The sequence below is a fragment of the Paraburkholderia sp. SG-MS1 genome (assembly GCF_012275575.1).
Lineage (GTDB): Bacteria > Pseudomonadota > Gammaproteobacteria > Burkholderiales > Burkholderiaceae > Paraburkholderia.
In genome coordinates this window covers 1-25,269 of the sequence record NZ_NPIH01000005.1, presented here as the reverse complement: position 1 = coordinate 25,269, position 25,269 = coordinate 1, and the positions used below count along the sequence as shown (strand labels likewise).

Here is a 25,269-nt window from a genome sequence, read left to right as displayed (position 1 = left end):
ACACCTTATGATTTACGAAATCATCCTGCTTCCAAGCTTCAAAGATGTCACGCAGTAGACGACTCCGCCTAAAACCGAACCCATAGCAAATCCGCTGATACCGAACAACCTGAATAGACAGACCGACGACAATAGCGTCACAAGAAAGTAACTACCGAAGAGGATTTTCACCATTAATAGAATGCGCTTTTCACATTCTAGAAACTTGTGGCAGATCAGAGCCATCTGCCACGTAAGCGCTGCGAAGCATATGGCCCAGTAGCCCGATGAGTCGATGTTTAGTGTCACTCCCAGAATCGGTAAAATCTGGAAGATGGCTACGTGGAAGATCAGTGAAAAAATCATGCCGGCGCATATCTGTATGAGCAACGATCTTTTCACCAGTCCCGTCACTTTTCTGAGATCGCCTTGCGCGTATGCCTGGAATACCAGCGGCTGCATGCTAATCGTCACCGGCAGCAAAAGGAAGGTGAATGCCCGGAATACGATGTCGAATTCGTAGGCATAGCGCCCCATCGTTACTCCGTCGGCGATATGTGTGAGTACCGTCCGATCGATGAAGGGCGTCGCCAGAGAAAGCGACAACCAGATCGAAATGGGCCATCCATACCGGAAAATCTGTTGCAGATGTCCCGACCCCTCGGCGCGTTCGCGCGTGAAATTGCGAGATGCCGAGGCCGAATACCAAACTACGCTTGTGTTGGCCAGCATGCCAAGTAGCAGACCGAGCACAAGCCCTGTCGCGCCATTCTGCAGCGCAACTCCACAGCCGAGGGTACCAACGCAAATACACACGCCGCGGAACGCCTCCAGCCCGAGGTAACTTCTACTGTCAAACCTCGCCTGATGCATCGAGATGACCATCGAATGGAAGCCTTGGCAGCACGCCACGGCACCGCACAGAAGTGCCAGACAATGGTCGGCGCGAATCACCGATATGGCAGCGGCTATCAGCATGACGGCGAGAGCACACCTAAGCCAGCCCGACCAGAAAATGCGCGGCGCCGAGGCCAGCAGGTCGTCCTTGCCATTGCTAAATCGCGAAACCGCCTGATTTAACCAGCCAAACGCAAAAGCGGAGACCGCCAGCGCGATGGAAAACGACACCGAGAACTCGCCGTAGGCGCTGACGCCAAAGCGCTTCTCGACCACCACGGCAATGACCAGCATCGCCAATGCGGGACAGGCGCGAGCGAACACATAGAGTGGCAAGCCTCTTTTTTTCAAGCTACCACCCGAACCCGGCCGTAGGCAGATCGGGTGCGCCTCTGAGCGAACCTGAGATAAAGTCCGAACAGCACGAAGGCGCCCAGATGTGCGGTGTACCCGAAGAAGCTGGCGATCGGACTCCATAAGCAGAAGCCATAGATAGCTATCAGCAAACCTGCGAAATGCGCCTTCCCCTGGAGACATTTTTTAAGCGCGAACGATCCCGACAGCCCGATGATCGCCATAAAAACCACGGCTCCGATCACTGTGAAATCCGATATCAACCCTCTATATACCGTGTAGATATTCGACCATGATTCGCTTCCAATATTCACATAGTCGGTATAAAGACCGGATTTCCGGGCGCTAATCCCCAACTGGTCAAATATGCCGGAGAATGTGTAATAGCCGCCGGTAGCCGATGCGGCAAATGAATGTCTATCTACCCAGATACTGAAGCCGGCAATGCTCCCAAAGGGCCACTCCCTCAGATGCATCAGTACCTCTTCCAGTCGGCCAAGATCTGTGATTCCACCGCGCACAAATTGAAGTGAAATGAACATCGCCGCGATGAAAAGTATCCCGCCTGACAGCGTCAGCGCAGTACGACGAGTGATCAATTTCAGATTGACACGTCCGCTTAAGAGCAACGAACAACTCATGTTGGCACAAGCCCAGAAGGTCAGATTGAACAGCACGGCCGCTCGCGTCGTCATGATAGTGGCAATCAGAAGCGATGGCACAATGGGCAAAAAGTATTCAAATTTTCTGTATCTTTTCTTGTCCAAGGCGAAGTTGAATCCGGCCACTGCTGACGCAAAAAAGACAAACATCTGCCCTATACGAGCCGCCAATGGAATCTTGAATTGTGCTTCGTAACGAGCAATTGACATCGTTCGAGCAACCTGCAAAATTCCCCTTACTGAAAGAATCGAGCTAATTCCAAAACCTTCTGCTCTAAGAGTCGTATAGACCGCTATGGCGCCGAAGATCAGCGACCCGTAGACGACCAGCCGGAAATACCCGTAGTCAAAGTCGACCGTCCGTGTGTTCCGTGCGTTCGCCGCGTCCGCAAACATATAATATGAAGCTCCTCCTAGCATCGCGCTCATCTGCATGAGAAGGATGATCAGGAAGGCCATGGGCGAGAAATAGAAATCCGGTGCGAATACCGTTGTCGAGAGTACGATGACAAGCCAGAGCTGGCACAGAACCACCACCGGGTGGTATGCGCTGCGCAGAATTTTTCGCGCCAGATACCAGACTGCGCACTGTACGAGAACGACGATGAGCGCCATTAGAAGTAATTGTTCTTGCAAAATTGATGGGAACGCTGCAGATACCTGACGATCTTTCGGCTGGGAATCAGCCCGGTAGTCGCATGCTCCCGATGTATGACCCTCAGTTCGGGAACGAAGACCGCGGTCAACTGCAAATCAATGCATTGTTCCGCCACGAAGATCTCCTCACAGAATAGAAATTCCGGATACTCGAGATGGCCTCCGCGCGTGAAGAACTCGTCAAGAAGGACCATGAACGATCCATGTCCCGCATAGATCATTCTCGACCTGGCGCCGCTTCCCCCACCAATCGCACGCCTGAAAACCATGCCTTTGATCTTGGCAAGAAGCCGGTGCAGCACGCCCAACGGGTACACGGAATAGATCGCACTCAAATATTCGAACTTCCTGCGTTTTGGCTTATGCCAATACAACGGATTCTGGTTCTTGCGGGTCCTGGACGACTGAATGGAAGGGGCGATGAGTCCAATAGCGCGCCCGGCGTTTTCGGCCACGACGCGATTTACTTCGACATCAAGCAGATCAAAGAAGTCCTCTCCCGGAAACTCGATGTCCGTGTTCGCCAACACGACACCTTTGAACTTGATGTCGCCGAACTGCTCTCGCCCTCTTCTCAACGCGGCATTCAATCCACCGAAATAGCCGAGGTTCGTGTTCGTTGACACAGAAGCCACTTTGGGGCCGAACGCCGACAGTGATCCCTCAAAGCCATCACGCGCGTCCTGTGCCCGTACCGTGTTGTCCGCAACAACAATGCGAATGCGATTCGTCCCGTCCATCGAGAGCACAGTGCGCACGAATTCCAGTACCTCGACATCGTTCCGGTAATTGACGCACAGAAGCAGAAAATTGTTCTTCACATGACCCTCGCGCTTTAAATCCACTTCAGATGCTTCGGCAGCCGGAGAGGATTCCGGGTGCGATGCCTTTCGAACTTGTGGGTCGAAGCCGGCTATTTCGGCAAGTCGCCCGAGACGGGTTCATAACGGTACGCCGAATATCGATAGGCGCCGTACTTCGATCCGTAGCCGAACTTACCCCTGTTCGGATTCACGCCGTTTATCACGATTCCCGGCAGTTGAACCCCCACGTGTCGAAGACGTTTGATGGATTCGAGCACCTCTCCCACCTTCGTCAGCCCTGCCATCGATACCAGCACGACCGTACCGGCCTGGGGCGCTAATAGCTCGGCGTCCGTTGCCGCCAGCAATGGCGCTGTATCGAGAACCACCACGTCATAAGTTTGCGCAAGCTGGCCAAGCACGTCCGACAGCGCACCACTCGTCAGCAATTCGGCAGGGCTAGGCGGAAGCGTCCCTGTCGTGAGTAAATCGAGATTCTTGCCGACGTTCCGATGAATAGCGTCGGCCAGCGAGCGCTTGCCGGCGATTACATCAGCAAGACCACCTTCGCGGAGCACCCCAAAGATTTCATGCAAACGACCTTTTCGAATGTCGCCGTCAACGAGTAACGTCCGCTTGTTTGCCATGCCGACCAGCGTCGCCATATTGCTCGCTACGAATGACTTGCCAACACCCGGTGTCGGCCCGGCGAATAGCACAATATTGTTCCTGGCGTCCAGCAAAGCGAACTGCATGGCGGTACGAAGACTGCGCATCGCCTCCACCGCCACATGATTGGGCGACGTCATCGCGAGCACCTTCGGAAGGCCTGACAATGCGGCCTCTCGCTCCAAACCCGACGCGTCCTTTGCCATTGCAATGGAGGCCAACACGCTGACACCTGTATGCTTCTCCAACTCCGACGCATCGGTCACGCCGCCAAACAGCATGTCTCTGAGAATGACAAAGCAGGCCGCGAAAAAAATCCCGAAAAAGCCGGCAATCGCTATGACCAGGAGCTTGCGCGGTTTGGTCGGCACTTCCGGAAGCAACGCTCGGTCAACCACGCGCACGTTACCGGTGGCGCCTGCTTCGACCAGCTGTAATTCCTGGGCGCTATTCAAGAGGGATGTATAGAGTTGCGTATTCACGCTGACATCCAGCATCAAACGTACAACTTCTTGCTGCAAGGACGGCAACCCCTTTATCTGCCCGGATATCTGCGCGTCTCTCTGCCGCAACACCTGGATCTGTTCATCGACGCCTAAGACAGTGGGATGCCGCGCCGTTAAATGCTGAAGCAGATCACCGCGCTTCGCCTGCAATGCCACGATCTGCGCCTGATTCTGCGATAGCTCCTGCAGAGAAATTTGCGCTTCTGCCGTTAGATCGATGGTGCCGTGTTCGTTACGGAACTTCGTATAACGCTCCTCGGCCAGTTGCAACTGTTGCTTGAGGTCCGGCAACTGCCTGTTCAGAAAGGTGAGCGATTGCGCTGCCTGCGCGGCTTTGCGCTGCACATTCTGCGCGACGTACTGGTCCCCGATCTCGTTCATGATTCGCGTGATCCGTCGCGGGTCCTTTCCCTCGATCGACGCGGCAATTACATTCGATTGCTTGTCCGACTGCTGCACGATCAGGTTGGTTTGCAACCGCTGGATCGTATCGAGCCGCGAATATCGGTAGATAGAGAAGGTCGTACCGGGATTGGCATGAACGCTTGCCACTTTTACCGTCATCGCGCCGGCGGCGGTCGGAAAACGCTTTTCGACACCAATCTCACCTTCGACCGGATCGGTCAGGTCGGAACCGGCGATCCGATATCGGTTTTCCGCCAGGACAGTTAGCTTGAAGCGATCGCTTTCGTAGACCTGCGGTACGTCGAATTTTTCCACATCGATACTTTCGTCACCCCATGCGTATCCGCCGAACCCAAATAGGCCGGGCTCGGACAAACCATGACCGCGATCGGTATGAAACTTCGAGATCCAGAATCCGACAATCGGAAAATAGTGCGGGCTGGCGTCGATATAAAGTTTCAGGTTGTCGACCGCACTCGTCACCACCAGTCGCGATTGCATGATCAAAGTTTCGTCGGCACCCGTCGACTCCACGTCGAAGAGGGATGAGACGTCGCCGAGCACTCCTTTCGAAATCGTCCCTTGTGGACTATCCTCGATCTGGACGACAACGTCTGCCTGATACCGAGGTCGGGCGAGGAACGCATAGGCAGAGCCCAGCAGCAGGAATACGGCAAAGATTGCTGCAATCGTCCGTTTGCTCGAAAGTATGACGTCCAGGAACGGATAGGAATAGTCGTCTGCCGGCTGGACTTCCATTTGATGCGGGCGTTCTAAATTTTTCATCTTGAATTCAATACCTGATCTGATTTCCCAGGAATGTTGCAACGTACCCATGCGACACCGTCCGTCTTTTTCTCGCGAATCAGACGCGACGGCATCGAAACGGGCCCGGCACTTTCCTGCAGCGTTGCAAACTACAGGCGACGCCTGGAGCGCCAGATCACGTCACCCTTTTGAGTCGGATACTCCACGCACTCACACCGCGTTCAATTACGTCAAGCGTCGTTTGGAACGCGACCGGCCCGTGCAGATACGGATCGACTACGTCCGCAGCCTCAGACTCGAGGAGGCGAAAGACTTTGCCTCTCGCAAATGGATGCCTGCGCTCCACTTCGTGCTTCTGAGCCGCCTCCATCACCAACACCAGGTCATGCGTTCTGCACATCCAGCTTTCCAGCTGGACGGCCCGATGCGTGTGGATATCGATGGATTTCGACCTCATCACAGCAACCGCGTCGGGAGCCGGCGGATTTCCGGAGAGTGCGTCGAGGCCGGCTGATGCAACTTCAAGCTTCGGGAAGCGTTGCCTGAACAAGCCCTCAGCCATAGGACTGCGACAAATGTTTCCCGTGCAGACGACGAGTATCGAGGCAATCAATCTGGGCTCCTGATCGTACTTCGGCGTTTCTCCATGGGCATATTTGAACGCCCGACTCCGTAGTACTCGAACCCCAACCGAGCCATGTCTTCGGGTTCGTACAGGTTTCGCCCGTCGAAAATGATTGGATGTTTAAGGGTCACGCCAATCTCTGCGAAGTTCAGGCTCTTGAACTCCTGCCATTCCGTCACGACAATCAACGCGTCAGCCCCTTCAATCGCGGCTAGCTTGTCAGCGACGAGCGAAAGCCGGGATTTCGCGGACAAGTCGTCGCCAAGATCGATGTCGATCACGCGTGCGGCTTCTTCGATCGCGACAGGGTCGTAGGCGGCGACCGACGCCCCTCGGGAGAGCAATGCGCGGATTAACACACGGCTCGTCGCTTCGCGCATGTCGTCTGTATTCGGCTTGAAGGCCAGTCCCCACAAACCGAAACGCTTTCCGGAGAGGTCTTGCCCAAAGCGCCGAATCACTTTGTATGCCAATAGTTTTCTCTGTTCGGCATTGACTTCCTCCACCGACGACAAGATCCTCATCTGGCAATCTACGTCATTGGCGGTGCGGACCAACGCCCGCACGTCCTTGGGAAAACACGAGCCACCGTATCCGCAACCGGCGTACAAGAAGTCATATCCGATGCGCGGATCTGAGCCGATACCGCGACGTACGGATTCAATGTCGACGTCCACGCGATCAGCAAGGTTCGCAAGTTCGTTCATAAACGAAATGCGGGTGGCGAGCATGGCATTGGCCGCATACTTGGTGAATTCGGCAGAACGCAGATCCATGTAGAGCGTGCGCTCGTGATTCCGGTTAAACGGCTCATAAAGTAGCCTCATACGCTCGCGCGCGGCCACACTGGCCTCGTCATCATCGCTGCCAATCACGATCCGGTGCGGTCGCATGAAGTCCTCCACCGCCGCGCCTTCCTTCAGGAACTCGGGGTTTGACACAACCGCAAAGCTGTGCGTGACGCCACGCTTGGCCAATACGTCAGCAATAGCTCTCTTGACGCGCTCGCCCGTCCCAACCGGCACAGTGGATTTTCCAACGACGATTTTTGGCTCGTTCATGTACGAGGCGATATTGATCGCCGCAGCAAGGACGTGCTGCAGGTCGGCGGCCCCATCCTCGTCAGGAGGCGTACCCACCGCGATGAACTGAAACTCCCCATGCGCGACGGCGGCTGCGATATCCGTGGAAAACCTGAGTCGCTTCGAACGCACGTTTCTGGCAATGATGTCCTCGAGGCCTTGTTCATGAATCGGAATCTCACCGCAATTCAGCATCGAAATCTTGCTGGCGTCGAGATCGAGGCAAATCACATCGTTGCCAATCTCTGCGAGACAAGCGCCGGTAACCAGTCCGACATATCCAGTGCCGACGACGGTAATCTTCATGATTGGTTTCGCTCTCTGATTGATATCGATTTCGTTACTTGGTGACAATCGCCCCCGTCAGCCCTGCGTTGACAGCAGGCAGCAGCAGGTTCAGCACACGGCTCAGACGCACGAGACCGTTGCTATCGACGTACACGATGTCTTTCGGCTGCAAGTCGAATTCGTTGGCAAGCACCATAGAGACGGGGGACGCGGCGTCCAGATGAAATACTTGCGGGCTGCCGTTCAATGAACCCCGGATTACATACAGTTGCCGTGGGTCGGCGCTCATGGAATTGATGCTTCCAGCTTGCGACAGTGCTTCACTCAACGTCAGCTTGCCGCTTCGCATCGGCAACACAGTTGCGGGCTTCGTGACCTCACCCATAACAAAAACACCGCTGTCGTCGCGTGCGCCGACCCGCAGCAAATCTCCGCTTCTCAGAACGATTTGCGATGGACTTTTGCCCTGCTCCAACAGTCTGGTCAAATTGATTGGATACGACGTCCCGTTCCTGACGAGCACGACATGACTCTGGTCCGCTGTCGCCGTGAATCCACCGCTTTCACTCACCGCTTCGTAAAGCGTCATGGGGATGTCGGTTACTGGCACGGCGCCCGGCGTCCTCACCTCACCGTCCACAAACACCTGCTTCGAGCGAAACGACGCGATCCGCACGGTCACTTGTGGATCCTTGAAGAACTTCGACAGCCCTCGCGTGACTGCCTCCTGAACTTCCTCAGGTCGCAAATCTGCCACGTGAAGCGAACCGACGTAGGGGAACTGAATATCGCCACTGTGATTGACGACGATACCGTTCGTCGGGTCGCTTGCGCGCACTGATGCGGCAGGCTGCGTGCCCAAAGCGGCCGCGAATTCCGGGTGATCCCATACAGTGATTTGCAGCACATCTCCGACGCCGAGCGTGTAGCCGTCAGCCGCGCTCTGAAGCGGAACGGACGGCATACTCAAAGGCACTTGCGAAGTTTCGTCGCGCAGCTTCGCAATCAACTCGAGGTTGATGTCGGTAATCGGGATCTCCAGCTGAGTGGCAGCATCGCCTGCCTTCTGCGCAGCAACGGGCAGTGTGGGTGGCGTGATCATTCTCATCCCTGGCGCAGAAGAACACGCCGCCAGAAACGCAGACATGCCCCACACCAGGAACGTGCCGCGTCGCATTGTCAGATGAGCTATAGCGACAGCTCTTGTCACTCTGGCCATTTCGTTCATTCCTTTTCCCGATTTTTCTGGATTTCCTGCTCGCCGCTGAACCATGGCGGCCTGACTCTCAGCGCAGCGCACCATTCAGTACGCGCCTTCGCGCCGCACCATGACACCGATCGTCTTCACGAGAATTGCCACGTCCCATGCCAGCGACCACCGCTGCGCATACAACACATCCATCGACACACGTCTCGCATAGTCCACGTCGTTGCGTCCGCTCACCTGCCAGACACCTGTGATGCCCGGTTTCGTCATCAAGTAGTAGCCCACGTCTTTGCCATACCGCTCCAGCTCCTGCTCCACCACCGGCCGAGGTCCAACCAGGCTCATTTCGCCACGCACGACGTTCCACAATTGCGGTAGTTCGTCAAGACTCGTGCGCCGCAGAAAGCGCCCAACCGGCGTCACGCGCACGTCGTTTTTTAGCTTGAAGTCACGAGCCCATTCGGCACGAGCGTCCGGATCGTGTTCGAGTAGCTCGCCCAGAATCTCGTCGGCGTTGACGATCATCGTGCGGAACTTCAGACAGCGGAACGTGCGGCCATGCAATCCAATCCGTTCGTGACCGAATACCGACGGCCCGCCATCGCGACGCACCAGCAATGCAATGACCGCGAAGAACGGTGCGAGCGAAAGGAGCATCGGCACCGCGAACAGCAGATCGAAGCAGCGCTTAAACGCCAGCCGAACGGGATCGGCGACGCTCGCGATCTCGTCTGACGCGGCAGCCTGCGCGCTCACGCCTTCGAGCGCCGCACGATGCGCGCGCTTTCCGGCACGCCAGCACAGCTGCAGAATGGCCAGCGCCAGCGTGCGAGCCATCAGCATCCCCAGCCCGCTCGTGATAGTCCAGTAAATGAACCACACCCGTGACACCAGATGAAAGCGGTGCAATACATAAAGCAGAGCGAAGCCGCATGCCTGGACGACGGTCCACGCGAGAATCGTGCGACTCATCAGATTGATCAACGACTGCGTGCGCACCGGGCGGTAAGTTCCGCAAGCAGGAAATACCGACAGCGCCAACGCCACAGCGAACGCCACGAGTGAGCCGTCGAAGCGCACGGCTCCAGCACTATCCGCTCCGTTGAAGTGCAAAGCGCACAGGGCGCCAAGCACAATGAGCGCGCCGTCCATAACGCGCGATAAAAATCCATTCATGATCGCCCCTTCCACGCCATTCACCAAGTTTCCGCTCAATTCGGTGTACTTATTTTGCGGCGAAGATTTTCGGTACATAATATTTACTTCACTGCGCCCGCCATTTCCTTCGATGCGCGTTTTCTGTTTTCGACAACCTCAGCGTGCCCGCCTAAGTGTTTCGTAGAGTTGATTTGAAATCTTTACCGCATACGACGAGCGCGCCCGAAGACTCTTCGTCCAGGGTCCCCGCTCCCCGATTGACGAACTGAAGTCAGCAGTACTTGCTTGCTGTCCAGATGGTCTCGATCAAATTGAATTTGGAACTGCACGGCAGCAGATGAAACAACTGCGCACAATGCTCGCGTAGCCGGTGCTCGCATCCTTCAGGACCCGTGGCATGACGAATCGAAACGTAGTCGGGTACCGCTACCTTCGTGAGCGCACCGCCATACAGAGCGATCCGCTCGAGCAACTCGACTACAGTCGTGCCTTTGAAAAGAGAGGCTTGTTACGCTGAGTCGAGTTGTCGACGTCAGTGCCTGCAATCGGAGCGACGTTCAGCATAATGAGGCAGACCGTGCAGAGACACAGCGCAGCCCGGGCAAACGCACGACGGAGATTGCCACCGCCCTCAACACTTCCGGCGACCACACGGAAATAGATTTCCATTCCTTGCAAACGCTTCGCGAGTTTATAGAAATAAAACGGTCACTTTCAGTTAATGAAGATTAACAATCCAAGACTACTAATCATATTTACGATAATGAAAGAAATCGAATATCCTGCGCGACGCACTTCAGACACTCAATCACTGAAGCAACCATGCTACAGCCCGCTTAAAGCGAGCAACATAGAAGAGATTCGATAAGCTCCGACCACTTCTTTGGTGGCGCCCGCTGCACGACTGAACTAATGCAGTAACCGTCGCCCCGACTCGACGGGGCAGTATGGACCCGCTACCAAGCCCAGGGCAACAATCATCGGCAGGCACGTTGAACTATTGATTTCCCAAGTGGGACTTCCAGTCGCCGCCCGCCCCTCGCGATTGCGCCGAGCCGTGCAATCCGAGCCGGACATGCGATACGTCCTCGTCGATGAACCCGTCGTTGAGCAGGCGCGTGTTCATCACGTTCTATGCCTCTGTCACTTCTCGTGGCGAACTCGAACGAACGCGTCGATGCCAAGGCGGTAGCCAGCATTCGTTACTACGGTACGCCGCGCGTGGTGGGCTTCGACCATGCCCGGCATCATGCTGCGGTTTCGTCAATGTGGCCCCGACGGCACCTCCACAACCGGAATCTCCCGATACGCCGACTCTCCGTCTGGCCCTCAATTACCCATTTGACCACCCCCGGTTTCAGGGCGTATAACCATCCCATTGGATGTTATTTGGATGGCGTCCGGAATCCGTATGGAGTTAAAGTGCCCAAACTCAATCTAGTCGACAGCGCCCGCCCCAAAGGCGGCGAGACCGAAAAAATCACCATCAACCTGGGACCGATCGACCTCGGCCAGATCGATCTGCTGGTCGAAGAAGGCTTTTACACGAATCGCACCGACCTGATCCGCACGGCGATCCGCAATCAGCTTGCCGTGCACGCGCAGGTCGTCACGGAAACCGTGACGCGACGCGCGATGGTGCTCGGCTTGCAGCACTTCTCGCGCCGGGATCTAGAAGCTGCTCAGGCCGCGCACGAGCAGCTCGACATTCACGTACTCGGCCTCGCCAGCATCGCCGCCGATGTGCCACCGGAACTCGCGGCAGCCACCATCGCGTCGGTCGTCGTGCTGGGCGCATTTCACGCGTCGCCGGCGGTCAAAGCGGTGCTTGCCGGCCGCATCAGCTAGACGTTTCGCTCGACCGATCGCATCGTTGAACCTCGGCATGTCGCCGGTTCACTCACGCCACCACACAAAGGCAATACAACCCACCATGAACATGAACGAAGATTTCCTGAAGTCGATGAAAGACGCCTTCGATCTGCTGCGTACGAAAGGTCCCCAGGAAGCGACCGCCGCGGTTCAACGCGCGCTCGCTGGCGCCGACGCTCAAGGGAGCCACGCGCAGACAGCGCAAACGCGGTCGACGGCGAGCGACTGGACGCGAGCCTGGACCGAGGTCCAAACCGAGACACAAGCACAGGCTCGGGCACACCCCCACGCGCGCCCGCACGCCCCTGCCCCCTACACAATCGACGCCGACACACCCGGCGCCTTCAGCACTCACACTTTCAGCAACAGCGCGGGCCATCGTCAATACAAGCTGTACGTGCCGGCTGTCTACAACCACGAGCCGATGCCTTTGATCGTCATGCTGCACGGCTGTACGCAGAATGCCGACGACTTCGCGGCCGGCACGCGCATGAACGAAATGGCAGAGCGTCACGGCTTCATCGTCGTCTATCCGAATCAATCGCCAGCGGCCAATCATTCGAAATGCTGGAACTGGTTCAAGCCTGCCGATCAACAGCGTGAGCACGGTGAACCGTCGTTGATCGCGGGCATCACGCGCGAAGTGATGACGCGCTATCGCGTCGATGCCGCACGGGTGTACGTGGCGGGCCTATCGGCGGGTGGCGCGATGGCGGACATCATGCTGAAGACCTCACCCGATCTGTACGCCGCCGCCTGTGTGCATTCGGGGCTCGCCTACGGATGCGCGAAGGACCTGCCCTCCGCGCTCGCCGCGATGAAGGGTGCCAAGCCGTCGCGCGCCTCCACGCGCGCCGCACCGCAGCGCCCGTTGATCGTGTTTCATGGTGATGCGGATACGACGGTACATCCGTCGAACGCCCGTGAGCTCGTTGCTAGCTTCGGGGCAAACGCCACGACGGTCGCCCCGCCGTCGGCGGCAGGTGCGTCAGGCAACAGACGTACTGCGACGTTGCAGCGACTCGTCGCGGAAAACGGCGTCGAAGCGGAGTATTGGTCGATACACGGCGCGGGGCACGCATGGGCCGGCGGCAGTCAGCGCGGCTCGTACACGGATCCGGCCGGGCCGGACGCCACGGCGGAAATGCTGCGATTCTTTCTCGCTCATCCACGGGCTTAACAAGCGGCACGGGCGCGACGAGTAAGCGCCTGAACACAGCGCTTCGCTCCGGCTCACCTCATGCACCGACGCAGCGCAAGCTTCGTGAAGCGCATATCGCAGACGTGGCGTGTTTCGCGGCATGCGCAGTCGAAGTCGACGCGGCAATTGCCTCACTCGCCGACGCTTACAGCAGATGCGCCTGTGCGACGCCGACTCGGCACATAAACGCCTGCAAGCAACTCCCGGCACGCGCGAGGCAGAAACACAGCAGGAGGTTCGTAGACCACGCTCCACAAACGCTGCGCCTTTGTCGCTCAAGGTACTCAAAGTGGACCGCGCGAGCGCGCCTCATATGCCGCGCTCTAACCGCGCACCACAGTCCTCAGGCCGCCACCGGGCACCCTGCCTGTTCAAGCGCGGCCTGCGCATGCGCCTGTAAATCGCTGCCGGCGAGCGGCACGTCCGGCGTACGCACCCATGCGGCGATGCGCAGTGTCGCCCCGCCGTCGTCCGGGTAACTGGTGACTGTGACGACCGGCGCAAGCGTCGCGCCGCTCAGCACACGCGGTTCGTCAGCGACCAGTTTCTTCAGTTCGCCGATCGCGGCATCGACGTCCTTGCGCTCGGCCAGTTCCACTTCGACCTCGATGCGCTGCGTGCCACCGCTGCTGTAGTTGATCACCGGATTGCTCCAGATCTGGCTATTCGGCACGAACACCGCGTTGCCGTCGCCGCGCTCGATACGCGTCGTGAACAGGCCCACTTCGCGCACGATCCCGGCTGCCGCGCCAACGCCCTCGATCACGTCGCCGACACGAAACGGCCGCAGCAACAGTAGCATCATGCCGGCCGCAATGTTCTGCAAAGTACCTTGCAACGCGAGACCGATGGCGAGACCGGCCGCGCCGAGCACCGCCAGTACGCTGGCGGTCGCGATGCCGACTTCGCCGAGCGCCGCGATGAACGCGAGCACGCGCACCGCCCACGTGCCCATCGCAGCGAGCATCGGCGCGAGCGTCGGATCCGCGCGCGTGCGCGCGAGTGCTTTGGCGAACATCGCGCCGACGCGGTTCGACAGCCACCAACCGACCACAAAGATCAGCACGGCCAACACGACATGGAGGGCGTCCTGCGTGATAGTGACGAGCAACGATGGCTGAAAATGCATGAGACGGGTAAAAAGATCGTTCATCGTAAGTCTGTGTTCCAGTGCGAGAGATCTTCTTCGATGCGGTGCAGCAGGATATGTTCCCGGCCGCCGACGTCGAGCATGACGAGGCATGTCGCTTGCTCGCGCCTGTCTGAATGACTCGCGCGAATCGATTGCCCGAGCACTGGAAATAAGGCCTCTCCGCACTTTGGCGACGTGCGCCAATTGCGTCCTCCATCAATCGAGGAGTACCCCATGTCTTCCCTGCATCTCAAACTGCACGATCGCGTCAGTTGGAACACGCCGCGAGGTATGACGCAAGGCAAGGTCGTGCGTGTCATTTCTACTCGCACGACTGTGGACGGCAAAAGTATCGACGCGTCGGAATCCGACCCGCGTTATGAAGTAGAAAGCGATAAGAGCGGCAAGCATGCCGTTCATCGCAGCGATGCGCTGCGGCATCTGAAAGATTGAAACGGATAAACGCGACGCTCGACGCGACCGCCGCAGCACATTGCCGTTCACCGCCGAGGCCGCCGACAACGCTGCGCGATGCTCGCGGTCACGTTCAGCGTCGTCCCGGCATAGCCGATCGGTTCGGCGAGGCGCCCCAGCGCTTCGGCGGCGAACGCATCGGCTGCCGCGCCGCCTACCTCGTTGCTCAGCGCGCAGCCGCCGCGCGCGGCAACGCCGCTTCAACGAACACCGCACACAACGCTTCCATCCCCTTCGCATCTTCCGCGTCGAAGCGCGCGACGACAGGGCTGTCCACATCCCACACGCCGATCAGCGTGCCGTCCGGCGCGACGAGCGGCACGACGATTTCCGACTGCGACGCTGCATCGCACGCGATATGCCCGGGAAACTCGTGCACGTCGCGCACGACCTGGGTTTGACGGGTCTGTGCGGCCGTGCCGCAGACACCCTTGCCGAGGGCGATGCGCACGCACGCGGGCTTGCCCTGAAACGGTCCGACGACCAGTTCCCGGCCATCGTGAAAGTAAAAGCCAGCCCAGTTCAGATCGCTCAGCGAATGAAACACGAAGGCAGAAAAATTCGCGGCGTTGGCGATCCAGTCGGTTTCGCCAGCGAGCAGCGCGCGCGCCTGGGCGACCAGTTCGTCGTAATGCGCGGCTTTGGACAGAGGCGAGGCGGAGGAGACTTCGAACATGACGGCGTCCGTGATGAAAGCGGAAGAAGAACAGCAAGGGTGTGCAGTTTAAAGCAAGCGGGCGGTTAGTTCATGTGCGGCGCGTCGCTGCGCGGCGCGGCGGTATCGTTCTGTCGCTCCGGTGCGGTGCCCTGCCGTGCTTGCCGCGCCTTGCACGCCGCACGCCGCGGCCTTGCCCGTTTCCCGCCTGATCACGAGAAGCCCGGCACCGCGCCGGACCTTCGATCACCGACTTGCTGATCGACGCCAATAATCACGCTCGACGCCTTGAAGATCGCGGTCGCCGCTTTACCGCTCGCGAGGCCGAGGCGCTCGACGCTCTCGTTGGTGATGATCGCCGCGACCTGCGCACCGCCCGCGCTGATCGTCACTTCCGAGTTCACTGCGCCTTTCGTCACCGCTGACACCGTCCCGGCGATGCAGTTGCGCGCCGACACCTGGTTTTTCGCGACGTCGACCATCACGATCACCGACGACGCCTTTACCAGCGCAAACGCCTTCTTGCCGGCTGCGAGGCCGAGCGACGTCGCGCTGCCATGCGTGATGATCGCGACGATCTCCAGACCTTCCTGAGTGCGCAGCGTGACTTCGTCGTTCACGGCACCGTGTTTGACTTCGGCCACTTCGCCGGAGAATTGATTGCGCGCGCTGGTTTGCATGTCGTGCTCCTTGGTTGATCAGGGGCCCCGCACTAACATTGCGAGGCGGGGATTCAGGTATGAAACGGCGAACGGCATGCTGGCCGGCTGCGGCCGCCTATGCATGACGTGCGCTCGCGTGCTCGCGCTGAGCGCTCCGCATCAGCATGAAAACACAGAAGCGCCGTACATGGGCATGCATAACGCAGCGCCGACACAACACCGCACAACACGGCGCGCGTCGCGAACACCTTATCATCGTGTCCTTCGAACCTCCACGCCGAACCCCATGTCCGTTGCCGTCCTGTCCCGCTTCGCCGCTTCATGGCCGAACGCGTACCGCGCCGCCGCGCTGTGCGCCGCTCTCGCGACACTCGCCGCGTGCAGCACCCCGCCGCCGCGCGACGCCCACACACCGGTCGATACCGTCACGCTGTTTCCGCTCGCCGGTTACGACCAGAACGTCGATCACTGGCTCCGGCCGGACAGCACAGGCTACGACCAGCCGTTCCTCAGCGCGGCGGATCAGCAGGCGCATTTCAGGGCGCTCTACGCGCGCTACTTCGGCACCGGTGCAAGCGCAGCATCGCCGTGGAATTCAGCTTACGTGAGCACGCGCGTGTATCGACAGCAAGGCGCGGACATTGCCGCATTGCAGCTGCGCCGCATCGCGAGATTTGACAACACGGGCAGGAGCGGCGCCGCGCTCGGCTATGGCGAGAACTTCCGCCCGCACGACAAGGCATGGATCGAGGCAATCGCGCAGAACATGAACGTCGGGCAATTCACGCAGGCGCCAGCCTATCAACCCGGGCGCCGCGCAATGGCCACCACCAACCTGATGGTGCGCGAATTGCCGACCACCGATCCCTCGTTCTACGACCATCGTCTGGCCGGCGAAGGCTATCCGTTCGACAACCTGCAGATTTCGGCCGCGCGGCCGGGCACGCCGTTGTATGTGCTGGGCAGCAGCGTCGACGGGGCGTGGCATTACGTGCAGACGCCCGATGTGCAGGGCTGGGTGCATAGCGACGGTGTCGCGATGGCCGACGACCACTTCATCGACGCGTGGCGCGCCGCGGCCGGCAAATCGCTCGGCGCGGTGACGCTCGCATCGGCGCCCGTGCGCGACAGCCGCGGCGTGTTCCGCTTCGACGCGCCGGCGGGCACGATGTTGCCGCTGCTGCCGTCGTCGTCCGACTCGCCGGCGCCCATCGAGCGGCAAACGTCCGCCAATGGAAGCGCCAGTGAGACCGACAACCGCGCCGCCGACATGACCCCGCGCCCCGCGCTGCGCGAAGTGCTCGTCCCGGTCCGCGATGCCGATGGCCGCGCGCTCATCCGCACGGCCACGCTGAGCGAAGCGCAAATCGCACCCATGCCGCTCGCCGCCACACCGCGCCATCTGGCCATGCTGATGAAAACGCTGATCGGGCGGCCGTATGGCTGGGGCAATAGCGGGCTCTACAACGACTGTTCGTCGGAACTGCAAAGCATCTTCGCCGCGTTCGGCGTGTGGCTGCCGCGCCATTCATCGACGCAGATGAGCGCCGGGCGCATGGTCGACCTGTCCGCCTTCACGCCCGCGCAGCGGCTCGACTATCTCGCCCGGTACGGCGAAGCGTTTCGCACGCTGATCTACATCGGCGGCCACGTGATGCTGTACATCGGCAACACGACGCGCGACGGCGTCACGGTGCCGGTCGTCTACCAGGACGTGTGGGGCTTACGGCCAGCCGACAACAGCCGGCGCGCGGTGATCGGCGGCTCGGTGATCCTGCCGCTCTTCGAGCACATCCCCGAGGACGCCACGTTGCAATCGCTCGCGGCCACACGGACGTTCCAGATCAGCATTCTCGGCACGCCGGATGGGGTGCTGCCGCCGCCGTCACCCGCGCCGCCGGATGACGACAATCCAGCCGGATGATTGGGTTCTGGCGGGTTTTACCGCAACTCGCCGCCCCTGAAAATATTTTTTCCGGAGTGTCGATTCAACCGCTCTGAACTCGTCGTAACGTTGAAGACCTGGCTCACGCAGCCAGCCTTTCAACTCGCGAACCTGTTACTTCAAGGAGTCACCGTCATGACCAGCGCCGCTGTCAAATCGATCCCCGACGGGATGCACTCGCTCACTCCGTATCTGATCTGTGCCAACGCCGCGGACGCCATCGCGTTCTACGCGAAGGCCTTCAACGCCGTCGAACAGTTCCGCCTCCCGGGGCCCGGCGGCAAGGTGATGCACGCCTGCCTGAAGATTGGTGACTCCATGCTGATGCTGACCGACGAGTGGCCCGACCATCAGGCATTCGGCCCGAATACGCTGAAGGGCACGCCAGTCACGATTCACCACTACGTGCAGGACGTCGACGCCAGCTTCAATCAGGCCGTCGAGGCCGGCGCGACCGTCCTGATGCCGGTCGCCGACATGTTCTGGGGTGACCGCTATGGCCAGTTGCAGGACCCGTTCGGCCATCGGTGGTCGCTCGCCACGCACACCCGCGATCTGAGCACGGAAGAAATCCAGCAGGCCATGGCCACGATGAAATGCGACGGCTAGGCGTCAGTCAAGCGAAAGCAGCGCAAGCTCGATCCGCCCGGCAGGAGGAGAACCGTCATGCAAAAGATTGCGCCGTGCCTGTGGTTCGACGGTAATGCGGAAGAAGCGGCCCGCTTCTATACGTCCGTGTTTTCCGCTTCGCGCATCGCCACCACGATGCATTACACGGATGCCGGACCGGGCCCGGAAGGCGACGTGCTGGTCGTCACGTTCGAGATCGAAGGCCAGCAGTTCATGGCGCTGAACGGCGGCGCGCAATTTCCGTTCACCCCTGCGATTTCGCTGTTCGTGCATTGCAGCTCGCAGGCGGAGGTCGATCACTACTGGTCGAAGCTCCTCGACGGCGGTAAGCCGTGGCAATGCGGCTGGCTGCAGGACCGCTTCGGCGTGTCGTGGCAGATCGTGCCCGACGCGCTCGGCGACATGCTGCGCGATCCGGACACCGCGAAAGCAAGCCGCGTGATGAAAGCGATGATGCAAATGGTCAAGCTGGATGTCGCGCAACTGGAGCATGCGTATCGCGGTACAGCGTAAGCAGCCCTCGTTGCGCGACTAGCGTAGCCATCTTTGATAGCATCGGTGTCGACCCCTCAACGACTGGACATCCACGGTGCGCGTCAATCATCAGGCTTTCTTCTGCTCGCTGTTTGTCGCGCGTCTCGCCGATCAGATTCTGCTGTTTCTCGTTCCGCTCGTCGTGTTCCAGACGACGCGTCAGGTCTCGTGGTCGGGCCTCGCGTTCTTCATCGAAACGCTGCCGCGTTACCTCGTGTTCCCTTTCTTCGGCGCGCTGTGCGACCGCATTTCGCCGCTCAGATTGATGCGAGTCAGTCAGACCGTGCGGGCACTGACGTGCTTTGGCGGCGTGCTCGCGTACCTGCTGTTTGGCGGGATCGGCTGGCTGATCGCGCTCTCGGCAATCTGCGGCGTGTTGACGAGCCAGGGGCTGGTGGCACGCGAGGTGATGCTGCCGCAGATCTTCAGCACACAGCAGTTCCAACGCGTGCTCGCCTACTCGCAACTCGCCGACCAGTTAGGCTTCGTCCTCGGCCCGATGCTGGCCGCGCTGCTGCTCGGCTGGTGGCGTTGGGAATGGGTGGTCGGCGCCACCGGCGTGTTATTCGCCACCGCCGATGGCGCGCTGCTGCTGTGGCGGCGCATGAGCGGCTTCGAGCCTGGCAATCCGCCGCCCGGTCTCGCGGGCCACTGGACCCGGCCGCTGCGCATCGCGCTGCGCCATGTGCTGGTGTTGCCGGGCCTGAAGAAGCTCGTGCTGCTCGCAGCCGCCGAAAACCTCGTGATCGGCGTGACGCTCGCCACGTCGGCCGCGATGGTGACCGGCTATCACGCGCGATCGAACCACGACTATGCCGCGCTGCAAACGGCCGGCGCGCTCGCCACGGTGCTGATCCTGCTGACAATCGCGCGAACCGCATGGCCCGCGAGGATGCTCGGCCGGGTTGCGTTCACGGCGATCTGCGCGGGTGGCGTGATCGCCGGTGCGAGTGCCGCGCCCAGCGGTTACGCGCTCGGCTTTCTGCTGATCGTCGGCTTCGACAAGATGTTCAACGTCTACATTCGCGGCGCGCGCCAGCGGATCATTCCGCCGGAGGACTACGGCAAGACGACCGGCGTGGTGATCCTGCTGAACAACCTGACGCAGCCGCTCGCCGGTCTGCTGGTCGGGCTGTTCTCGGCGCGCACGCAAACCGGACCGCTGATCGTGACGCTGTCGTTGGCGATGGGCGGCATCGGCGCGGCGGTGTCGCTCCGCTCTTCGTTGCTGCGACGCAAGCGCGCGCTGGCACTCGGCGAATGACGCGCATTCCAGTTAATGGCATGCGCAGCGACGCAATGGACAGATATTTAATTCACCCATTTAATCGAGCTATTCAGGACTGACTCGCGAGCTTGTCGCGCACCGCCCTGCAACGCAACGGCCCGAGCGTGAAGACCCGATTGAACCACGCGGGTTTCAGATATCGCTGATCCAGCGGGTCGATGCCAGCGCGTCAACGCACGACGCGCCGGTCCTTGCCGAACCAGCCGACGGATCAGGCCGCCGCTGCCTGCGGGAGCGCGTCGCCCTGCTCACCGCCCAACGCGTCGAGCAGATCGGTCAGGAGGCGGTCGAGTTCGGCGGTCATCAGCGTGACGTCGGAATCGAAACGCTCGTCGTCGTTCTGCGCGGTCGGGTCGCTTGCTTCCTTCAGCACGTCGAGCGGCGCGATGCGCTTGATCGTCAGCGAAGGCGTCAGCACGAACGACACGCGGTCGTTCCACGTCATCGCGAGACGCATGCACTGCTTGCCCGCTTCGATATGGCGGCGCATATCTTCGGTGTCCAAAGTATGTCCGACGTAGCGCACGGTGGCGTTGCCTTCAGTGGACGAGCGCAGTTCGGTATCCTGATCGAGCGTGAAGCCCGCCGGGCCTTCGCCGGAGAGAAGCCACCCGGTCATCGCGGCGACCGGCGACTGCGTGACGCGCACCGTGCCGAGCGGCAGTTGATCGATCGACTTCACCAGCAGCCCGCGCACTTCGTCGGCGACCGTTTGCGAAGCCGCGTCGATCACGAGCCAGCCGTTCTTGCAGTCGATCCACACGCGCGTGTCGCGGCGAATGCTGAACGCGCGCGGCAGCAGTTCGTCGGTGACCTGCTCCTTCAGTTCGCGCATCTGCTTGCGGCCGGGTTTGAAGCCCTGCTGTTCCTCGAGTTCGAGCGCGCGTGCCTTGGTGACCTGCGTGACGACCGACGCGGGCAGCAGTTTCTTTTCCGTGCGAAACACCAGCAGCATTTGACCGTTGAGCGCGTACACCAGCGAATCGTCGTCGCGCGGCGATGCCCAGCCGTGGCTTTGCATCTCGACGCTATGGCCGGGGGCAAACGCGTGCGGCGCGAGCCACTTGTGCATCTGTTCGGGCGTGACGGACCACGGAGCGGGAAGACGGTGCAACTGAAGGTTTTTGAACCACATGGGCGAGGTCGTTTCCGGGCAAAGCGCGCCATTCTATATGACGAACGCCCGGGCGCGTCGGCGCAGACGCGCCCGATCTGGCCACCATTTTCAAATTAAAAGTGAAGATCCTTCAATTGTCGCGCCGTTTATCAAACGTGACCGTTAGCCGGAGAATCTGTTTCATACACTTACACTTCTCTGGAGTACCGATGTCCCCTCACGGGTTTCGCGCCTCCTTCGTCACGTCATGCTGGCCATCGGACTCGCCGGCACGCTGAGCCCTTGCGCCGCGAGCGATGCCGCTGTGCCCGACCTGCATGCGGACATCGATGACCTCGTGGGGCCGGCGAGCGCGCGTCAGTCCATCTGCATTTGCGTGGACAGTTCACCGGTCAGTTTAGAACCTGCAAGGCCACGGCCAGACCGTCGATTTCCACGCGTTCGATCTGGACCGCGTGAAGGATGGCCGCATCGTCGAGAACTGGCACCTCGAAGACCATCTGACGTGGCTCGAACAGCTTGGCGCGATCAAGCCGTAGTGGTTTTGCAGTATCCGTCTTCGAGCGCGTTTCGCGCGCGGATCACCTAGACTTTTTGATAGACACGACCAAGACGGAGGCGGCCATGGCCGATGAAACCGCACCCTCGCGAATGGTGGAATACGAGGGCTTCGAAATTCACGTGGCGCTTCTACCCAAGACCCCGCCCGACGATGCCAACCCGTCAGCCACCGCTGATAAGCGCTACACGTATGTCGGCTATGTCTGTCATCCGGGCGCCGATCCGGCGATTCCCGGCCATGCCGTGCCGTTCCATGCGGACGGCGACGAAAGCTTCGCCAGCAAGGACGACGCGCTCTACGAAGGGGTGCATGTGGGACGCAGCATCGTCGACGGCACGCATCCTGATCTGACGGTGCTGCCGCTGGTGACGGGCGGCGTATGACGGGCGTGCGTGACTGGCGCGGACTGTCGTTGCGGGCCGACGCGTAGCCGAGGAGGTTCGGGCGCTCGCGTTTGACCGCACGCCCGCTTGCGCACGACGAGGCCGCGTCAGCTGAACGCCCGCTTGATTCGCGACTTCAACAGCGCGCGGCGCAGACGCCCCGTCCGCTCGGGCTCGCTCACCGCCGCGCCGCCCTCGACAGCCGTGCCGCGCCGCAAATAGTAGCGGTCGAACGTGGCTTGGGTCATGCCCCACTTGTTCAGGAATTGACGGCGCCCGTCGTTCTTGACGACCTTGCCGGTGCTTTTCTGCTGGAAGTGATACACGAGGCTGTCGCCGACGCCGAGGAACACGCGGCAGCCAGCGTCCCACAATTTCATCGAAAAGTCGTTGTCGCTGCTCATGCCGGGACTCAATTCGCTGCTATAGCCGCCCACCTTGTACCACCAGTCGCGATGCACGAGCGTCGGCGGCCATGTCGCGCCGCGCCAGTCGGCGCGCGCCATGCCGGGCGCGGCGGCGACCAGTTCGTCGGCACGGAAAGTCTCCACGTCGCGGCCGAAGTTGCGCACCACCACGCACGGATTGCCGGAGTCGACCGGCTCGACCATCGTGCCGGACAGCATGAACAGGTTGTCGGCGGGCATCTGGGCGAGGCGTTTGACGAGCGCGTCGTCCCAGCCGGGGCAGCAGTACATGTCGTCGTTCATGTAGACGATGTAATCGCGCGTCGCGCGCGCCGCGGCGATATTGACCGCGTGGCAGATGCCGATGTTGCCGGGCGATGCGGTATGTTCGATGCCCTCGTCGCGCACCCACGCGAGCGTGCCGTCCGAGCCATCGTTGACATGCACGATGATCTGGTGCGCGTGCGTCGAGTGACGCCGCAGGCTCTCGATCACGAGGCGCAGGTAAGGCAGGTTGTTCCAGGTGGGGATGATGATTGAGAACATCGATTCGGTCCGTTGAGCCGGGTGCGGGCACGGCATGCCCCGCGCGCCGGCCATGAGTTTCGCGGGATTGTACCGCCGCAGGGCGCCCGTACGACAAATACCGGGGCGCCGGCCGGCGTGCCGCAGCCAGGTGGGGGCCACTCACGCCGAGCGCAAAGCGCTGCGCCGCCTTGCGTTCGCACCCTTCACCCGCCGATTCGCCGCGCCGTGCCGCGCCTGCGTCTTACCGCACCTTTCCGCGCGCGTGCGCAGGCCTTTTGCAAGGAAGGGCACGGTTATAATCCCGTTCGCTCTACCGTCTTGAAAAAACGTCTCTCAATGGTCCGGCTCCCCCAGCAACTCCACCACCGGAACGGTAGTGTTCATACAAATCGTTGCCCTATGATTTTTGCTTCCAGTCTGGTCTGGCTCTGTACAGCCCTGCTGTTTCTCGCGCCCGCGGTCAATCTGATGTGGCGCGGCGGCACCGGCTACTGCTTTTTCGCAATTCTCGCGCTGGCGCTCGGCGCCGCCGTCGCCAACCGGCGCATGCCGGGCTATTTTTCGGCGCTGCGCACCTACCGCTGGTTCACCATCGGCATGCTGGCGCTGGTCGTCGCGGTCGGCGCGCAGCAATTGCTCTTCGGCTACTGGCTGCCCCGGCAATTCGACGCGCTGTCGCGCTTCGTGCTCGCGCTGCCGATCTTCCTGCTGCTGCGGCAATTGCCATCGCGCAATTTGCGCATGATCGGCTGGGGCTGCGCGGCCGGCGCGCTGGCGGTCGGACTCTGGGCGATCGTCGATCAGCCCCCCGGCGGCTGGACGGAGGCGAATCGCCTGAATAATTCGTACACGAACGCGATTCCATTCGGCGATACCGCGCTGCTGCTCGCTTTCCTGTCGGTCTTCACGCTCGGCTGGGACAAGCCGCGCGACTGGCGCGTGCTGATGCCGCGGGTGCTCGCGCTGGTCGCGGGCGGCTACGCATCGTATCTGTCGGGCACGCGCGGCGGCTGGCTGGCCGTGCCCGTATTCGTGCTGCTGCTCGGCATGCAGTACCAGTGGTTTGCGCACAAGAAGCGTCTGCTGATCGCGACGCTGGCGATCGTGCTCGTGGCCGGCACGCTGCTGTCGACGGAGCGCATCCAGAAGCGCCTGAGCGAAGTGTCGACCGACGTCTCGATGATGCACAAGGGCGAGGATTACACCTCGGTGGGTCTGCGCCTGCAGCTGTGGAACGCGTCACGGCTGATTTTCATGCATCACCCGGTGTACGGCGTCGGCAAGGGACATCTGGCCGAGGAGCTGGGCGTGATGGCCAAACGCGGCGAAGTGAAGGCCGAGATCGTCAACGAGCGCGCCCATAGCGACTTTTTCTCGGCGCTTGCCGAGATGGGCGCGATCGGCGTGGCGGGCCTGCTGCTGTTCTACTATGGGATCTCGGTCTATTTCTGGCGGCACCGGCATTCGCCCGACCCGGCGATCCGCGCGGCCTCTTACGCCGGCCTCGCGGTCGCCACCAGCACGGTGATTTTCGGGCTGACCATCGACGTGCTCGTGCCGATCATGGTCACGGTGCTGCTCGCGTTGCTGGTCGCCACGCTGCTCGCGGTGGTCGATGCAAGGAAGCGCGAACTGCAGAGCGCGCCGGCGGCGGCTTCACATGCGGCTCGCCGCACAGGCGGCGTCAAGGTCTGAAGGCGGGCGGGGTTGGGTGAACAGGCGCGGCGGGATCGGGGCCGGCTTGCGCCTACCTCCGCCGATCGGGCGTTTTTCCGCACCCGCGCCTGCACTCTGGCCGCGCCCGCTGTCGCGCGAGGCG

Annotated in this window: 23 protein-coding genes; 10 read left to right on the top strand and 13 right to left on the bottom strand. The window is 60.6% G+C overall.

Annotated features, from left to right (window positions below):
* Nucleotides 1-12: 12 nt before the first annotated feature.
* The 8 genes from CIC12_RS00340 to CIC12_RS00305 all read right to left on the bottom strand — a co-directional run bounded on the left by CIC12_RS00340 (nt 13) and on the right by CIC12_RS00305 (nt 10,078).
* Nucleotides 13-1,227: a lipopolysaccharide biosynthesis protein gene (locus CIC12_RS00340; RefSeq protein ID WP_168661103.1), complete on the bottom strand. Its 1,215-nt coding sequence runs from the start codon at nt 1,225-1,227 to the stop codon at nt 13-15.
* Nucleotides 1,224-2,507 carry an O-antigen polymerase gene (locus tag CIC12_RS00335; RefSeq protein WP_168661101.1) on the bottom strand — a complete coding sequence of 428 codons (1,284 nt, stop codon included), beginning with the start codon at nt 2,505-2,507 and terminating at the stop codon, nt 1,224-1,226. The genes CIC12_RS00340 and CIC12_RS00335 overlap by 4 nt, the downstream gene beginning before the upstream one ends.
* Entirely contained in the window at nt 2,507-3,370 is an 864-nt protein-coding gene (locus tag CIC12_RS00330) for a hypothetical protein (protein ID WP_168661099.1), read from the bottom strand. The genes CIC12_RS00335 and CIC12_RS00330 overlap by 1 nt, the downstream gene beginning before the upstream one ends.
* Nucleotides 3,371-3,462: 92 nt before the next feature.
* A complete protein-coding gene (locus tag CIC12_RS00325; RefSeq protein ID WP_238812254.1) occupies nt 3,463-5,769 on the bottom strand; it encodes a polysaccharide biosynthesis tyrosine autokinase in 2,307 nt (768 codons plus the stop codon).
* 106 nt (nt 5,770-5,875) lie between these two features.
* Nucleotides 5,876-6,313, bottom strand: coding sequence for a low molecular weight protein-tyrosine-phosphatase (locus CIC12_RS00320; RefSeq protein WP_168661097.1), 438 nt, complete (start codon nt 6,311-6,313; stop codon nt 5,876-5,878).
* Nucleotides 6,310-7,713, bottom strand: a complete 1,404-nt coding sequence (locus tag CIC12_RS00315) for a UDP-glucose dehydrogenase family protein (RefSeq protein ID WP_168661095.1) — start codon at nt 7,711-7,713, stop codon at nt 6,310-6,312. The genes CIC12_RS00320 and CIC12_RS00315 overlap by 4 nt, the downstream gene beginning before the upstream one ends.
* Nucleotides 7,714-7,747: 34 nt before the next feature.
* Nucleotides 7,748-8,872, bottom strand: a complete 1,125-nt coding sequence (locus CIC12_RS00310; RefSeq protein WP_238812266.1) for a polysaccharide biosynthesis/export family protein — start codon at nt 8,870-8,872, stop codon at nt 7,748-7,750.
* 126 nt (nt 8,873-8,998) lie between these two features.
* Nucleotides 8,999-10,078, bottom strand: coding sequence for a sugar transferase (locus CIC12_RS00305; RefSeq protein WP_168661093.1), 1,080 nt, complete (start codon nt 10,076-10,078; stop codon nt 8,999-9,001).
* Between the two features lie 1,404 nt (nt 10,079-11,482).
* Between CIC12_RS00305 and CIC12_RS00300 the strand changes: the two genes are divergently transcribed.
* Together CIC12_RS00300 and CIC12_RS00295 are read left to right on the top strand one after the other, a co-directional pair.
* Nucleotides 11,483-11,908 carry a CopG family transcriptional regulator gene (locus CIC12_RS00300; RefSeq protein WP_168661092.1) on the top strand — a complete coding sequence of 142 codons (426 nt, stop codon included), beginning with the start codon at nt 11,483-11,485 and terminating at the stop codon, nt 11,906-11,908.
* Between the two features lie 85 nt (nt 11,909-11,993).
* A complete protein-coding gene (locus CIC12_RS00295; protein ID WP_168661090.1) occupies nt 11,994-13,112 on the top strand; it encodes an extracellular catalytic domain type 1 short-chain-length polyhydroxyalkanoate depolymerase in 1,119 nt (372 codons plus the stop codon).
* Between the two features lie 364 nt (nt 13,113-13,476).
* Here the strand turns inward: CIC12_RS00295 and CIC12_RS00290 are convergent, their stop codons facing one another.
* A complete protein-coding gene (locus CIC12_RS00290; protein ID WP_168661088.1) occupies nt 13,477-14,286 on the bottom strand; it encodes a mechanosensitive ion channel family protein in 810 nt (269 codons plus the stop codon).
* Between the two features lie 213 nt (nt 14,287-14,499).
* Here CIC12_RS00290 and CIC12_RS00285 point away from each other — a divergent pair, with 213 nt between their 5' ends.
* Nucleotides 14,500-14,718 carry a DUF2945 domain-containing protein gene (locus CIC12_RS00285; protein WP_168661086.1) on the top strand — a complete coding sequence of 73 codons (219 nt, stop codon included), beginning with the start codon at nt 14,500-14,502 and terminating at the stop codon, nt 14,716-14,718.
* Nucleotides 14,719-14,905: 187 nt separating this feature from the next.
* On the opposite strand, the gene CIC12_RS00280 is transcribed toward CIC12_RS00285, so the two are convergent.
* Both CIC12_RS00280 and CIC12_RS00275 read right to left on the bottom strand, forming a co-directional pair.
* Nucleotides 14,906-15,415: a GAF domain-containing protein gene (locus CIC12_RS00280; RefSeq protein ID WP_168661084.1), complete on the bottom strand. Its 510-nt coding sequence runs from the start codon at nt 15,413-15,415 to the stop codon at nt 14,906-14,908.
* Between the two features lie 191 nt (nt 15,416-15,606).
* Nucleotides 15,607-16,074: a TOBE domain-containing protein gene (locus tag CIC12_RS00275; protein ID WP_168661083.1), complete on the bottom strand. Its 468-nt coding sequence runs from the start codon at nt 16,072-16,074 to the stop codon at nt 15,607-15,609.
* A 268-nt stretch (nt 16,075-16,342) separates the two neighbouring features.
* Here CIC12_RS00275 and CIC12_RS00270 point away from each other — a divergent pair, with 268 nt between their 5' ends.
* From CIC12_RS00270 to CIC12_RS00255, 4 genes are all read left to right on the top strand, one after another.
* The gene (locus CIC12_RS00270; protein ID WP_168661081.1) at nt 16,343-17,980 is read left to right on the top strand and encodes an SH3 domain-containing protein; all 1,638 of its coding nucleotides are present in this window, start codon (nt 16,343-16,345) and stop codon (nt 17,978-17,980) included.
* Nucleotides 17,981-18,136: 156 nt separating this feature from the next.
* On the top strand, nt 18,137-18,610 hold the full coding sequence (locus CIC12_RS00265; protein WP_168661079.1) for a VOC family protein: 474 nt from the start codon (nt 18,137-18,139) through the stop codon (nt 18,608-18,610).
* A gap of 57 nt (nt 18,611-18,667) precedes the next feature.
* Nucleotides 18,668-19,144, top strand: a complete 477-nt coding sequence (locus CIC12_RS00260) for a VOC family protein (protein ID WP_168661077.1) — start codon at nt 18,668-18,670, stop codon at nt 19,142-19,144.
* Nucleotides 19,145-19,220: 76 nt separating this feature from the next.
* The gene (locus tag CIC12_RS00255; protein ID WP_168661075.1) at nt 19,221-20,429 is read left to right on the top strand and encodes an MFS transporter; all 1,209 of its coding nucleotides are present in this window, start codon (nt 19,221-19,223) and stop codon (nt 20,427-20,429) included.
* A 235-nt stretch (nt 20,430-20,664) separates the two neighbouring features.
* On the opposite strand, the gene CIC12_RS00250 is transcribed toward CIC12_RS00255, so the two are convergent.
* Nucleotides 20,665-21,588, bottom strand: coding sequence for a recombination-associated protein RdgC (locus CIC12_RS00250; protein ID WP_168661073.1), 924 nt, complete (start codon nt 21,586-21,588; stop codon nt 20,665-20,667).
* 437 nt (nt 21,589-22,025) lie between these two features.
* Here CIC12_RS00250 and CIC12_RS33815 point away from each other — a divergent pair, with 437 nt between their 5' ends.
* Nucleotides 22,026-22,109 carry a hypothetical protein gene (locus CIC12_RS33815; protein ID WP_446727883.1) on the top strand — a complete coding sequence of 28 codons (84 nt, stop codon included), beginning with the start codon at nt 22,026-22,028 and terminating at the stop codon, nt 22,107-22,109.
* An 85-nt stretch (nt 22,110-22,194) separates the two neighbouring features.
* The gene (locus CIC12_RS00240; RefSeq protein WP_168661071.1) at nt 22,195-22,515 is read left to right on the top strand and encodes a hypothetical protein; all 321 of its coding nucleotides are present in this window, start codon (nt 22,195-22,197) and stop codon (nt 22,513-22,515) included.
* Between the two features lie 107 nt (nt 22,516-22,622).
* Here the strand turns inward: CIC12_RS00240 and CIC12_RS00235 are convergent, their stop codons facing one another.
* Nucleotides 22,623-23,468, bottom strand: coding sequence for a glycosyltransferase family 2 protein (locus tag CIC12_RS00235; protein ID WP_168661069.1), 846 nt, complete (start codon nt 23,466-23,468; stop codon nt 22,623-22,625).
* A 381-nt stretch (nt 23,469-23,849) separates the two neighbouring features.
* On the opposite strand from CIC12_RS00235, the gene CIC12_RS00230 reads away from it, so the two are divergent.
* Nucleotides 23,850-25,145 carry an O-antigen ligase family protein gene (locus CIC12_RS00230; protein ID WP_168661067.1) on the top strand — a complete coding sequence of 432 codons (1,296 nt, stop codon included), beginning with the start codon at nt 23,850-23,852 and terminating at the stop codon, nt 25,143-25,145.
* The last annotated feature ends 124 nt before the right edge of the window (nt 25,146-25,269 follow it).

Coding starts and splice junctions, on each gene's coding strand:
- CIC12_RS00275 (WP_168661083.1), bottom strand. CDS start 16,074: ATGCAAACCAGCGCGCGCAATCAATTCTCCGGCGAAGTGGCCGAAGTC.
- CIC12_RS00240 (WP_168661071.1), top strand. CDS start 22,195: ATGGCCGATGAAACCGCACCCTCGCGAATGGTGGAATACGAGGGCTTC.
- CIC12_RS00310 (WP_238812266.1), bottom strand. CDS start 8,872: ATGCGACGCGGCACGTTCCTGGTGTGGGGCATGTCTGCGTTTCTGGCG.
- CIC12_RS00290 (WP_168661088.1), bottom strand. CDS start 14,286: ATGAACGATCTTTTTACCCGTCTCATGCATTTTCAGCCATCGTTGCTC.
- CIC12_RS00335 (WP_168661101.1), bottom strand. CDS start 2,507: ATGGCGCTCATCGTCGTTCTCGTACAGTGCGCAGTCTGGTATCTGGCG.
- CIC12_RS00250 (WP_168661073.1), bottom strand. CDS start 21,588: ATGTGGTTCAAAAACCTTCAGTTGCACCGTCTTCCCGCTCCGTGGTCC.
- CIC12_RS00235 (WP_168661069.1), bottom strand. CDS start 23,468: ATGTTCTCAATCATCATCCCCACCTGGAACAACCTGCCTTACCTGCGC.
- CIC12_RS00260 (WP_168661077.1), top strand. CDS start 18,668: ATGCAAAAGATTGCGCCGTGCCTGTGGTTCGACGGTAATGCGGAAGAA.
- CIC12_RS00265 (WP_168661079.1), top strand. CDS start 18,137: ATGACCAGCGCCGCTGTCAAATCGATCCCCGACGGGATGCACTCGCTC.
- CIC12_RS00280 (WP_168661084.1), bottom strand. CDS start 15,415: ATGTTCGAAGTCTCCTCCGCCTCGCCTCTGTCCAAAGCCGCGCATTAC.
- CIC12_RS00230 (WP_168661067.1), top strand. CDS start 23,850: ATGATTTTTGCTTCCAGTCTGGTCTGGCTCTGTACAGCCCTGCTGTTT.
- CIC12_RS00305 (WP_168661093.1), bottom strand. CDS start 10,078: ATGAATGGATTTTTATCGCGCGTTATGGACGGCGCGCTCATTGTGCTT.
- CIC12_RS00325 (WP_238812254.1), bottom strand. CDS start 5,769: ATGGGTACGTTGCAACATTCCTGGGAAATCAGATCAGGTATTGAATTC.
- CIC12_RS00285 (WP_168661086.1), top strand. CDS start 14,500: ATGTCTTCCCTGCATCTCAAACTGCACGATCGCGTCAGTTGGAACACG.
- CIC12_RS00295 (WP_168661090.1), top strand. CDS start 11,994: ATGAACATGAACGAAGATTTCCTGAAGTCGATGAAAGACGCCTTCGAT.
- CIC12_RS00270 (WP_168661081.1), top strand. CDS start 16,343: ATGTCCGTTGCCGTCCTGTCCCGCTTCGCCGCTTCATGGCCGAACGCG.
- CIC12_RS00315 (WP_168661095.1), bottom strand. CDS start 7,713: ATGAAGATTACCGTCGTCGGCACTGGATATGTCGGACTGGTTACCGGC.